The 11928-nt window shown below is 59.6% G+C and carries 13 protein-coding genes; 10 read left to right on the forward strand and 3 right to left on the reverse strand.

All coding sequences use genetic code 11. From position 1 onward, the window contains the following. Positions 1–8: 8 nt before the first annotated feature. The 3 genes from KUA23_RS10290 to KUA23_RS10300 are packed head-to-tail and all read right to left on the reverse strand — an operon-like array spanning position 9 to position 3150. Positions 9–482, reverse strand: coding sequence for an isochorismatase family protein (locus KUA23_RS10290; RefSeq protein ID WP_078047750.1), 474 nt, complete (start codon positions 480–482; stop codon positions 9–11). A gap of 48 nt (positions 483–530) precedes the next feature. Then, positions 531–2357, reverse strand: coding sequence for a glycoside hydrolase family 15 protein (locus KUA23_RS10295; protein ID WP_252993875.1), 1827 nt, complete (start codon positions 2355–2357; stop codon positions 531–533). Continuing rightward, the gene (locus tag KUA23_RS10300) at positions 2350–3150 is read right to left on the reverse strand and encodes a glucose 1-dehydrogenase (protein ID WP_078047752.1); all 801 of its coding nucleotides are present in this window, start codon (positions 3148–3150) and stop codon (positions 2350–2352) included. The genes KUA23_RS10295 and KUA23_RS10300 overlap by 8 nt, the downstream gene beginning before the upstream one ends. A gap of 254 nt (positions 3151–3404) precedes the next feature. Between KUA23_RS10300 and KUA23_RS10305 the strand changes: the two genes are divergently transcribed. The 10 genes from KUA23_RS10305 (at position 3405) to KUA23_RS10350 (ending at position 11913) form a co-directional block, all read left to right on the forward strand. Beyond that, on the forward strand, positions 3405–4109 hold the full coding sequence (locus KUA23_RS10305; RefSeq protein ID WP_078047753.1) for an HAD family hydrolase: 705 nt from the start codon (positions 3405–3407) through the stop codon (positions 4107–4109). A gap of 25 nt (positions 4110–4134) precedes the next feature. Beyond that, on the forward strand, positions 4135–5358 hold the full coding sequence (locus tag KUA23_RS10310) for a transaldolase family protein (protein ID WP_252993876.1): 1224 nt from the start codon (positions 4135–4137) through the stop codon (positions 5356–5358). Continuing rightward, positions 5355–6083, forward strand: coding sequence for a sulfotransferase-like domain-containing protein (locus tag KUA23_RS10315; RefSeq protein ID WP_252993877.1), 729 nt, complete (start codon positions 5355–5357; stop codon positions 6081–6083). The genes KUA23_RS10310 and KUA23_RS10315 overlap by 4 nt, the downstream gene beginning before the upstream one ends. Before the next feature lie 10 nt (positions 6084–6093). Beyond that, complete coding sequence (locus KUA23_RS10320; RefSeq protein WP_078047756.1) at positions 6094–6819, forward strand: SDR family NAD(P)-dependent oxidoreductase; 726 nt, start codon at positions 6094–6096, stop codon at positions 6817–6819. Next, positions 6816–7952, forward strand: coding sequence for a Rossmann-fold NAD(P)-binding domain-containing protein (locus KUA23_RS10325; RefSeq protein WP_252993878.1), 1137 nt, complete (start codon positions 6816–6818; stop codon positions 7950–7952). Before KUA23_RS10320 ends, KUA23_RS10325 begins: the two co-directional genes overlap by 4 nt. A gap of 7 nt (positions 7953–7959) precedes the next feature. Beyond that, complete coding sequence (locus tag KUA23_RS10330; protein ID WP_252993879.1) at positions 7960–8730, forward strand: class I SAM-dependent methyltransferase; 771 nt, start codon at positions 7960–7962, stop codon at positions 8728–8730. Positions 8731–8739: 9 nt separating this feature from the next. Beyond that, positions 8740–9969, forward strand: coding sequence for an MFS transporter (locus KUA23_RS10335; protein ID WP_252993880.1), 1230 nt, complete (start codon positions 8740–8742; stop codon positions 9967–9969). Beyond that, entirely contained in the window at positions 9966–10580 is a 615-nt protein-coding gene (cysC, locus tag KUA23_RS10340) for an adenylyl-sulfate kinase (RefSeq protein WP_078047760.1), read from the forward strand. Before KUA23_RS10335 ends, cysC begins: the two co-directional genes overlap by 4 nt. Before the next feature lie 96 nt (positions 10581–10676). Beyond that, positions 10677–11321, forward strand: a complete 645-nt coding sequence (locus KUA23_RS10345) for a CGNR zinc finger domain-containing protein (RefSeq protein ID WP_346356394.1) — start codon at positions 10677–10679, stop codon at positions 11319–11321. A gap of 91 nt (positions 11322–11412) precedes the next feature. Continuing rightward, positions 11413–11913: a sigma-70 family RNA polymerase sigma factor gene (locus tag KUA23_RS10350; RefSeq protein ID WP_099493417.1), complete on the forward strand. Its 501-nt coding sequence runs from the start codon at positions 11413–11415 to the stop codon at positions 11911–11913. The last annotated feature ends 15 nt before the right edge of the window (positions 11914–11928 follow it).

The raw sequence follows: 11928 nt of genomic DNA on the forward strand, positions 1-11928 counted from the left end.
CAGTGGGGTTACTTGTCCAGGCCGAGGTCGGCGCGGCTTGCCACGTGCTTGAAGTGATGCCGCCACAAATCCACCCCCAGTTGCCCCGACCGGTCCAGTGACGAGCCCACTGTCAGGTCGCTGATCAAGGTTGGCTGCAGCCCCGCATCAAACAACGCAAACCCTGCCGCCAGCACGCAGGTTTCGGTCTGGATGCCGCACACCAGTACGCGCTCTGGCCCGAGGCTTTTGAGGTAGGCAACGGTCTCGGGTGTCGGCGCGTAGCCGTGCTTGATGAAGATGCGGTCGGCTGCAATCAGGCTCTGGTCATTCGGCGCCGGCTGCCAGCCGAGTTGCCGGACGAAGGGGGTGACGCTTTCGTCATGGCGCTCCACGGTGGCGACTGACGGCATGCGACCCAGCAGGGAGTTGATGCCGTCCACCAGCCACGCAGGCGGGTTGAAGGAGGGTTGCACGTCGATGATCAGCAGTACCTGGCGCATGGCGTTCCTGTCCGTGGTCGAGGGGCTGCCCATTGTGCACACGCCTCCTCAGGGTTGCCAGGTGGTTTTCTCGCCGCTGAGCTTGCGGTCCAGGAACGTCGCCGCGCTGATCAACGCCAGGTGGCTCAAGGCCTGGGGCGTGTTGCCCAAGTGGCGGGCCTGGCTGTCGAATTCCTCTGCGTACAAACCCAGGGGGTTGGCGTAGCGCAGCAGTTGTTCGAATTCCAGGTGAGCTTTTTCCACTTGGCCGGCGCGGGCCAGGCATTCGACATACCAGAAGGAGCAGGCCGCGAACGCGCCTTCGGTGCCTTGCAGGCCGTCGATCTGGCTGTCGTCGTTGCGATAGCGGTAGACCATGCCGTCGCGTACCAGGCTTTTCTGGATGGCTTCCAAGGTCGAGAGCCAGCGCGGATCGGTCGCCGCGACGAACCGCACCAACGGCATCAGTAACATCGAGCCGTCGAGCGCGGTGCTACCGGTGTGCTGCACGAAATGCCCGCGTTCCTCGTTCCAGAAGTTGCTCCAGATATCGGCGTAGATCGCTTGGCGGGTCTGGTCCCAGCGCGCGAATGGCGCCGGCAGCGACCGTTTGGACGCCAGGCGGATGGCACGGTCCAGCGCCACCCAGCACATCAGCCTCGAGTGCAGGAAGTGATGCTGCTCGCCGCGCATTTCCCAGATGCCCACATCTTGGGTATTCCAGATCTCGCAAACCTGGTCGGCGACTTCCACGGTGTGTTTCCAGCCTTCGTGGGAGATGGCTTCCCCGTACTTGTTGACCAAGTACACCGCGTCCATCAGCTCGCCGTAGATGTCCAACTGGATCTGGTCGAACGCCTCGTTGCCGATGCGTACCGGCTTGGCGCCGCCGTGGCCGCTGAAGTGATCGAGTTCGGCCTCCGGCAATTCCTGGCGGCCGTCGATGCCGTACAGGATATTGATCTTGGTCGGCTGGCTGCAGCAGTCGCTGACCCGGCCTTTGAGCCAGCGCATATAGGCGTTGGCTTCTTCGATAAAGCCCAGGCGCATGAAGGCGTAGACGGTGAACGATGCATCGCGGATCCAGGTGTAGCGGTAGTCCCAGTTGCGCTCGCCACCGGGCGTTTCGGGCAGGCCGAAGGTGGCGGCGGCGATGATTGCGCCGTGTTTGCGCGAGGTCAACAGCTTGAGGGCCAGCGCCGAGCGGTTGACCATTTCACGCCAGCGTCCGCGGTAATTCGACTGCGCGATCCAGCCGCGCCAGAACTTCAAGGTATGGGCCAGCGCCAGGTCGGTGCAGCCGCAGTCCACGCGTTCATCCTCCTGGCCGCCGAGGACGAACTCGGCACCTTCTTCCTGGCCCAGGGCAAAACTGGCCACGGCGGCGTTGTCCTCGATTTGCAGCGTGTGGCTGCCGGACAGGCGCAGGCCGGGTTGGCCGTCGGCACTGAATACAACGGAGCCGTTATCCATGTCGGCGTGCGTCGGCGTGCGGGCGTAGTCATGCCGCACCGCGCAGCGCAGATGAAGCGTGGCCTTGCCACTGACCACCCGCACGCGGCGGATCAGCAGGGGCAAGTCATCGATTTCTTCGCTGATGACCAGCAGGTCGGTGATCTCGACCACGGCGTCGTCGCTGAGCCAACGGGTCTGCAGCACGTTGGTGTCGGGCAGGTAAATCTGTTCGCGGCGCGCGTTGGGCAGGTCCGGGGTGAGCTGGAAGATCCCGGCGTCGGGGCTGTCCAGCAGTGCGCAGAAGATCGACGGGCTGTCGAATTCCGGCCAGCAGAAAAAGTCGATACTGCCTTTGTCATTCACCAAGGCGGCACTGCGCATATCGCCAATAATGCCGTGTGCATCGATGGCGCTCTGTTTTTCGTTCTTCAAATCAACCATTGCCACGAAACTCCGGATATAGGCTCATGCCGCCGTCAATAAAAAGCGTGCTGCCGACGACATAGTCGGACGCATCACTGGCCAGCCACACAACGGCGTTGGCCACATCTTCCACATCGCCTACGCGACCGTAGGGGATCAGCTTGAGCAGTTCCTGTTCCGCCGCACCTTCGGTGGCCGCCCGGTTAATCGCCGTACGGATCGCCCCCGGCGCAATGCCGTTGATGCGGATGCGCTGTTCGCTGACTTCCTGGGCGAGGGTTCGCATCAACATTTCCACGCCGCCCTTGGATGCCGCGTAATTCACGTGCCCGGCCCAGGGGATCAACTGGTGCACCGAGCTCATATGAATGATTTTGCCGGCAGCCCGCGACACGCCTTCGCGCACGCCCTGGCGGTTGAAAATGCGCACGGCCGCACGGGCGCACAAGAACTGGCCAGTGAGGTTGACGCCAATCACCGTATTCCAGTCCTCGAGACTCATGTCCACCAGGTTGGCGTCCTTCTGCATACCGGAGTTGGCCACCAGGATGTCCAAGTGGCCGAAGGCATCCAGGGTCTGGGCAAACAGCCGTTCCACGTCTTCTTCTATTGATACGTTGGCGCCGATGGCAATCGCTCGGCCACCCTCGGCATTGATCTGTTCGGCCAACGCCTCGGCCGGGGCGGCCTGGCTGTTGTAATTCAGCACCACGGACGCTCCGGCTTGCGCCAAGGCCTTGGCCGCGCCGGCGCCGATTCCGGAACTGGCGCCTGTCACCAGGGCCACTTGTTTCTCCAACGAGATACGCATTGCTCACCGACCTTAAAATTCGTGAGTTCAAGTAGCTGACTGACGGCGCGCAAGGGAAGTTCATCCGTGTGAATTTAGCGACTACAACCATGGTGAAAAATGGAATAACAGAACTATAAAAAATAACCATAAGATACTAAAAAACCGCTCAAAAGCGTTTGACAGGCTTTTTCGTCGCGTGTCTTATAGGCACACCTCAACCCGCTCCGTTGGTAGTTCGGAAGTCATCGCGGGGCCACCTATAAGAGATATCTATGTGCCATTCGGCCGATATAGGGGAACTACCAGGTCAGGTAAAAACAGCGGCCTTAGTTGGCGTGCCTAAGTTAGTCATCTTCGATTGCGACGGTGTACTCGTGCAAAGTGAAGAGATAACCCTGTCTGTGTTGATCGCCATGCTTAATGCGCTTGCTCAGCGCGAGACGATGCTTGATGTCACCCGTTTTATTGAGCACTTTCGTGGACGCAAGATTGCCGATTGTTTGCGTGAGGCTGAACAGCTTTTAAATATCAGCCTGGAGGCTGAGTTTGAACAGCACTTTCGCCAGCAGGCATGGGAAGCGCTGACACTCAGTTTAAAAGCCACAGAGGGAATGATTGAAGTACTGGAAGGCCTGGCTGTTCCTTATTGCGTTGCCTCGAGTGCGCCGCGCAATAAGATCGAACACTGTTTGCGTATGACCGGGCTGCTTCCTTATTTCGAAGGGCGAATATTCAGTTGTTATGAGTTGGGCCGTTGGAAACCGGATCCCTTGGTGTTTCTGACCGCCTGTGACACGTACGGTGTTGATGTCAGTGATGCCGTGGTGGTTGAAGACAGTGTCACCGGCATTCAGGCGGCGGTTGCCGCTCATATAAGTGTCATCGGTTTTGGCCCGGCCCATCGGCATTCGCAGTTGGCCGCTGCCGGCGCAGTGCCCATTACCGATATACGTGAATTACTGGCCATTTTTAATTGATCTCATTACTCAGGGAGGAGGCGTCGTGAACACACTTGGTTACCCGGAGCGGCTTAAACGCAACGATCAAAGCTCGCAAGTTTGGTGGGATTCATCGCCTGCCGTGTACCTGCCCTACAAACAACACCTGCTGGAAAAGTACCCGGCGGCGGCCACTTATATAGAAGCCTTGATGCCGGATGAATTCTCAGCGCCTTGGGGCTTGTGCAGCGTGACCACCAACCCTCGGTTGGTGACGGCCGTAATCCTCGAAAAGCGCGAGTATTGGTCTTCACGCTTCAACCTGGCCAGCCTGTCTCCAGCTGAGTTGCGCAAGCAGCTGTACAACGAGGTCATCCTTGAAGGGGCTGCGACGCTCAAGCCGCGCTGGGTTCAATCGGCCCAAGCCGAAGGTTGGATTTCCGCGCAAGTCGACCCGGTGGACGTGCGCTGCACCGAGCGCATGACCGCCAGGGGCCTGGAGCTGCAGCGCCTGGCGCCGAACGTGATGGTCAAGGTGCCGGGCAGCCTGGAAGGCATGGCAACCGTTGAACAACTGGTGGCCCAGGGCGGGTCGGTGAATATCACGTTCTGCTTCACGGTCGCCCAGTTCCAGACGGGTATCCAGGCCATCGAGCGCGGCAGGGCGACCGCGCGCAGCAACGGGATCGACACCAGCCACTGCAACTACGTCATTACCTTCATGATTGGGCGCTTCGCCTGCCAGCCTGAATTCACGCTGCAAGCGGCGGAACGCGGCCTGGCATTGAGCGCCGAGGAGCTGCGCTGGGCCGAACTGATGATCTACGAGCAGATCCAGGCGCTGGTGGCGGCCTCGACCGTGCCGGTCAAAACCCTGCTCTCGAGCATAAAGGTCGACGTGGACGAGCGGGGCAACAAGCACTGCTGGCACCTGGAAAAAACCGGGCAGACGGCGACCTGCTACACGCTGACCCCGGAGGTGGTGGAGTTTCTGATCGAGCGCGAAAGCCACGGCAAACCGGTGGCGCCCGCCGTGCAGCCGCAGAAGCCGCCGGCGGCAACCTTCGCCAAGCTGATTCGCATCCCGTATTTCTACGAAGCCTACTTTGTCGACAGCATCGAGCCGTATGACTTCGGCAACCACGAAGCCTTCATCAACGCCTGCAACGAGGCCAACAGTGCGCACCGACGCCTGGCCGACTACTGCGTTCGGCTTTGCCCGGTGACCAAACCCTTCAAGCGCGCACTCAATGCGTTGCTCGCCGCCGAATTCGGGGTGATCGCATGAACCGTATGATCGGGTTATGGGCCCATCCACGTTCGCGCTCCACCGTGCTGGAGCGTGTGTTTATCGAGCGGGGGGACTTCGAGGTCTTTCATGAACCCTTTGCGCACATGGCCTTTTCCGAGGACTCGGCGATTCCTTCGGATGAGTGGGATCACAGTTTGCCCACGACTTACGAGGGTATAAAAGAGCATCTTCTCAAGGCCCGCGAGCGCACTAACGTGTTTCACAAAGATATGTGCTACCACTGCCTGGATGACTTGAAAGTGGATGTCGACTTTCTTGCGCAACAGGACAATGTCTTTCTGATTCGCGAACCCGCCAGCAGTATTATTTCCCATCATCGGGTGCACCCCGATATGCCGTTGCAGGCCATTGGGCATAAAGCGCTGTATGACATATTTTGTGTGGTCACCAAACTAACCGGAAAAGTGCCTTATGTGATTAATGCCGATGATCTGGCGGCCGACCCGGAGCGAGTTATTCGCAAACTCTGCGATCACCTGAGTATTGAGTTTTTGCCACAGGCCATGACATGGAAACGTGAATGTCCACAACAATGGAAAACCTGGCGCAGTTGGCACGTGGCGGCAGAAAACAGTGAGCGTATTGTGTCGCCGGATAATCAACCGGTTGATGTGCAGGCATTCGAACAGTTTCCGAAGTTAAAAGCGATGTATGAATACCATCGGACCTTTTACGCGCGCATGAATGAGTTTTGTCAATAAGGATTGTTGTATGAAGAAGCTGATTGTGACCGGAGCGGCCAACGGAATTGGTCGGGCAACTGTTGAAATGGCGATACAGCAGGGCTACTTCGTTATTGGTGCGGACAAGGATGCCGAGGGGCTTGAAGTGTTGCAGGGACTTTATGGCCCCGATGTATTCGACGCGCAGGTTGCCGACTTTTCCGATATGGCCGTTATCAAGGGTTTTATTCCGGCCCTGTATGAACGCCATGCGACTATTTATGGGTTAGTCAATAACGCCGGTATTTATCACGGCAAAAGTGTCTATGCCTATTCCGATGAGCAGATAGACGAGATCCTCACCGTCAACCTCAAGGCCCTGGTCTATCTCTCCAAGGACTTCGCCGAGCGGGAAATGCAGCACGAAGCCCCACGCAGCATCGTCAACATCGCTTCGGTGGCCGGTGAGGTGGGCAGCTGCGACGCCCTCTACGGTGCCACCAAGGCGGCGGTGATCGGCCTGACCAAGGCCAACGCCTGGAACTTCGCCCCGTTCGTGCGGGTGAACGTGGTGTCCCCGGCGCTGATCCACGAAACCGCCATCTACGGCACCATCCCCGAATATCGCCGTGCCGAGTACGCCCGCCAGGAGGTCCTCAAGGACCCGATCCTGCCCAGTGGGGTGGCCGAGGTCATCTTGCTGCTGGTCGGCGATGCCATGCGTCACATCACCGGCCGGGTAATTCCGGTCGACAACGGAGCCTACCCACGGTGAGCCATTCCATGCGCAAGAAAAAGCTGCTGCTGGTGGGCGCCGGCAACCTGTGCCTGCAGATCCTCAAGATTCTGGGGCCAAAAAACGCCTTCGAGTTTGTGGTGCTTGGCCGCAATGAAGAGGTGACGCTGCGGTTGTGCAACCTGGTGGCGCTGTCGTGTGCGCAGCTGGGGCAATTCATCGCGATCAAGCCGGTGATTGCCGACCTCACGGACATCGGCAAGGTCGCGCAGCTGCTGCGCGAAGAGGCGCCGGACATGCTGGTGAACTGCGCGTCGCTGCAGTCATGGCGGGTCATCACCGGGTTGCCCAAGCTGTCATTCGAAAAGCTCGACCAGGCCCAGTTCGGCCCCTGGCTGCCCATGCACCTGACGTTGATGCACTGCCTGATGCAAGCGGTAAAAGCCTCCGGCATCACGACGAAGACCGTCAATGCAGCGTTCCCGGATGCGGTCAATCCGATCCTGGCGCGCATCGGCCTGGCGCCGGACATCGGCGTGGGCAACGTGGCCAATCTGGTCCCGGCGGTGCGTCTGTCCATTGCCCGTCTGATGGAATGTGCGCCCGCCGATGTGCAGGTGCAGCTTTATGCCCAGCATTACTTCAGCCACTACGTGCCGCGCGGTGGTCTGCCTCCACGTGCCAGCTATCGCCTGTTGCACGAGGTGCGCGACCGACCGGACGTGGCGCGCCTGCCGGCCGAGGCGATTTTCTCAACGGTGAAGTCCGAGTACCGCCGCCTGGGCGGGGTGGACGGGCAGTTTCTCACCGCGTGTTCTGCGGTCACGGTCATCGAAGGGCTGTTCTCGCCCACGCCGGTGCTGGTGCATGCGCCGGGTCCTCTCGGGCTGCCGGGCGGGTACCCGGTGCGGCTGCACGATGGACGGATCGAGGTGCAGTTCTCCGAGGCCTGCCCCCAGGACGATGCGGTGCGCCTCAATACCATCTGCCAGAGCCAGGACGGCATCGACGAAATCCACTGCGATGGTTCGGTCACCTACAACCCGCAGTGCATGGCCGTCATGCAATCGATGCTGGGCTATGCCAAGCACACCATGTCCATCGAGCAGTCCGCCGAGTTTGCCCGCGAGTTGGCGAGCAAATACTTGTCCTTCAAAAATTCAACCTGGTAGGTGTGTGATGAATCAGATGTCGGGGCGCAAGCACAACGAAGTTGCCAGTTATGCCACGCAGTATTCGGCGGATTTTGTCGAGCGTTGGGATGAGTTGATTGATTGGGAAAAACGCAAGATAGGGGAGGACGGCTTCTTTGAACACTTGCTGCGACGCCACGGCGTGAAGTCGGTGATCGACGTTTCGACGGGCAGTGGCTTTCATGCTGTGCAGCTCAAGCAGGCGGGGTTTGATGTGGTCGCCACCGATGGCAGCAGCACCATGTTGACCAAGGCGCGGGCGAACTTTCGCAAACATGGCCTGGACATCCAGTCCCATTATCGGGACTGGCACTCACTGGACGCCCAGGAGCTTGGCCAGTTCGATGCGGTGGTGTGCCTGGGCAGTTCGCTGTGCCATGTGTTCGCCGCGCACGACCGGCTGCAGGTGCTGGCGAAATTCAGGGCCTTGCTCAAGCCGGGCGGCCTGCTGATTGTGGACCAGCGCAATTTCTTCGCCATCCGTGCCGGCAAATTCAAAGCCAGCGGCCATTACTACTACTGCGGTACGAACGCTTCGGTGAGCCTGGGACAGGTCGATGAGCACCTGTGTGAGTTCATCTATTCCTTCGATAACCAGGAGCAGTACAGGCTGCAGGTTTATCCGCTGTTGCCGGGGGAGTTGAAGGGAGAAGTACTCAAGTCCGGATTTACCGACCATGAGAGCTACGGTGATTTCGAACGTGACTACGACATGATGGATTGTGATTTCGTCATCCACACTGCGCGCGCCGAATAAGGAGGCTAGATGAGCACACTCGTACAGAGCAATGCCCGCCCACTGGACAGCGTCGTGCTGGCGATCGTCCTCACCGGGTTCGTGGCCAGTACCTATGGCTTCGGGGTTTACCTGTTCGCCAACCTGGTGGTGGACATGCGCCGCGACATCGGCTTCGACTACACCACGGTGGGCCTGATCACCGGCGGCGCGCAGATCGGCTTCCTGCTGTTTTCATCGGTCACCAGTGTCATCAGCCGATATTTCGAGGGCTGGAAAATCAGCCTGGTCTCCACCGTGATGACCTCCCTGGCGTTGCTGGGCCTGAGCATCAGTCACAGTATCTGGTTGTCGGGCGCCTTGTTGATCCTGCTCGGCGGCTGCTCCGCGTCGGTGTATATCCCATTGGCGGAGATCGTCACCAAGGGTTTCAGCCCGGGCAATCGCTCGCGGGTCATGGGGCTGATCTCCAGCGGCACCAGCTATGGCGTGTTCATCAATGGCTTGCTGGTGTCGTTCCTGACCTTGAATGGCGGCTGGCGCTCGATCTGGCTCACCGCCGGGCTGATCTCGGTAGCCCTGTGCGTGGTGGCCTGGTTTCTGTTGCGCAACCTGTCGGCAAGCCAGGACACCGGGTTCGCCGGGGAGCGCGCCAGTGCGTCGGACAGCCACCAACCTTGGCTCAGCCGCTCGTTGTACCTGACCTGGGTCATCGCTTTTCTCAATGGCATGGCGCTGCTGCCGTTCCAGACTTACCTGGCGCCGTTCCTTCGCGATGAATTGGGCGTGTCGGTACGGGATGCCGGCTTTGTGTGGACCACTATCGGCGCCGTGGGCATGGCGTCGGGGTTCCTGGTGGGATGGATTGCCGACAAGGTGGGCGTGCGGGCGTCGCTGGCGATGTGTTTCCTGAGCGCGGGGCTGGCTGCCACGCTGGTGTTCAGTTTCAACAGCCTTGCGCTGTTCTACCTGGCCGCGTTTTTGTTTGCGTTGGCGTTCTACCCCATCTTCGGGTTGGTCCCCAGTTACATCGGGCAGATCGTGCCGGTCAGCCGGCTGACCCAGGCCTTCGGCATTGCCAACGTGTTGATCGGCCTGGGTGGCGTGTGCGGCAACTTCCTTGGCGGTTTTTCCAAGGACCTGACCGGGTCGTTCTCGACGGTCTACTGGGTGGTTGCGCTGTTGCTGTTCGTGCAATGCGTGATGGTGTTCATGTTGGGTAAACAGCCTGTTCCAGTGAGGGAGGGTGAGCGGTCATGAGTTATTTTCCTGAGCGTCCAAACCAGAATCTGCACGCGTTTGCGTTCAGCCACCGGCGTGGCGAACACGCGCGGATACAGCACAAGCCGGCGGTGATCTGGATGACCGGCATCTCCGCGTCCGGCAAGTCGACCATCGCCGATGCGCTGGACCTCGCCCTGCAGGAACAGGGGCGGATCACCGCGATTATTGATGGCGACTCGGTACGTGGCGGGCTGTGCCGGGACCTGGGTTTTACCGACAGCGACCGTGACGAGAATATCCGGCGGGTCGCCGAGGTCGCGCGATTGATGCTGGAGGCGGGGCTGATCGTGATCGTGGCGCTGATCTCACCGTCGTCGGCCAGCCGCCACTACGCGCGCTCGATCATCGGCAATGAGTTTTTTGTCGAAGTGCACGTGGACGCGCCCTTGGCAACCGCCGAACAACGCGACCCCAAGGGCCTGTATAAAAAAGCCCGCGCGGGGTTGATCAAGAACTTCACTGGTATCGACTCCCGCTATGACGTGCCGGTGTTTCCGGAAGTGCACCTGAATACCCAGGCGCTTTCAGTGGAAGAGTCGGTCGCAACGATTCTTGACTGGGTGGCGCATAACGACGATCGCAACTAGCCGTCTGTCTTTGCGTCGTGGGGGCAGTGTTTGCAACGCGAAAAAACAAGGTAATCTGCGCCATCGCACGGAGAACGCGTTTTTTCAGGAGCAGGCATGACACATTTTACGGGCACTGCAAAATCGATCCGTCTGATTGGTGGGGCCCGGGTATTGGACTTTATCAATACCACCAACGGCCGTCGTCCCGGCACGGCGCTCAAGGTCATGGAAGAACGGCTCACCAGTTTTCAGTTCTTCTTTGAATGGGCGTTGCATGCCGCGCTGATCTCCCCCCGGGAGTTTGACGACTATAAGCCGATGGTGTTTGAGCCATCGATGGCGTACCAGCCGAACCTTGACGCGATCATCGCGTTCAGGGAATGCCTGTACGCCGTTTTCTACCCGTTGTCGTTGCAAGGTGCTGCGCCCGATGGCGCCTTGCAACAGGTCAACGAGACTTTCCAGCAGGGCGTTGCCCGTCGGGTGCTGCGTTCTGTCGAAGGCAAGCCTGCCTGGGGGTGGATGCCCTGCACCACTACGCAAGAGCTGACGGCCATGGTACTGGGGCGCCTGGCGATAGAGGCCACGCAATTACTGGTATCCGGTGATCTGCACGCGTTGCGCAGTTGTGGCGCCACGGACTGCGATTGGGTGTTCCTCGACATCTCCAAGAATAAACAGCGCAAGTGGTGCCAGATGAGCGTGTGTGGCAGCCGGGAGAAGCTCAGCCGTCTCAAGCAGGTGGCGAGCCCGCAATAGATTCAACGCGGTGCCGCGTACGACGGGTAGCAATTGCTCCACTTAATAGGAAGCATTACTATTCACGCCCCGCCTCCCCAGTGCTCCCGCGATGATCCCTCAGCCGCCCCGCAGAACAGGCTTTTTCGAACACTACGAAGAGTTGATCGGGACCTGGACGCGCCGCCTGAGAAACCGTCAGCAGGCCGAAGACCTGGCCCACGACACCTTTGTGCGAGTGCTGGAGTCAACCTCCTCTGAAGTAGAGCAACCGCGTGCCTATCTGCATCAAACGGCGCGCAATATCGCAGTGGACGCTTATCGACGCGAAGACCGTCGGGAAGCGATCACGCTGGAAGCCTTTGATCAGCGTTCGCCCCACAGTGGCGACCCGGAGCACTTCATGCACGCGATCCAGTTGGCGGACTCTATCGAGCGGGCCCTGGCCGAACTGCCACTCAACTGCCGCAAGATTTTCATCTGGCAGAAAATCGAGGGCCTGACCCAGCAGGAAATCGCTGCACGCCTGGGGCTGTCTAAAAACATGGTGGAAAAGTATATGATCCGCACCCTGCGGCATCTGCGCGACCGCCTGGACGCGATGGCGCCATGACCGCCCGCCATGAAA

Source organism: Pseudomonas pergaminensis (assembly GCF_024112395.2).
Taxonomy (GTDB): Bacteria; Pseudomonadota; Gammaproteobacteria; order Pseudomonadales; family Pseudomonadaceae; genus Aquipseudomonas; species Aquipseudomonas pergaminensis.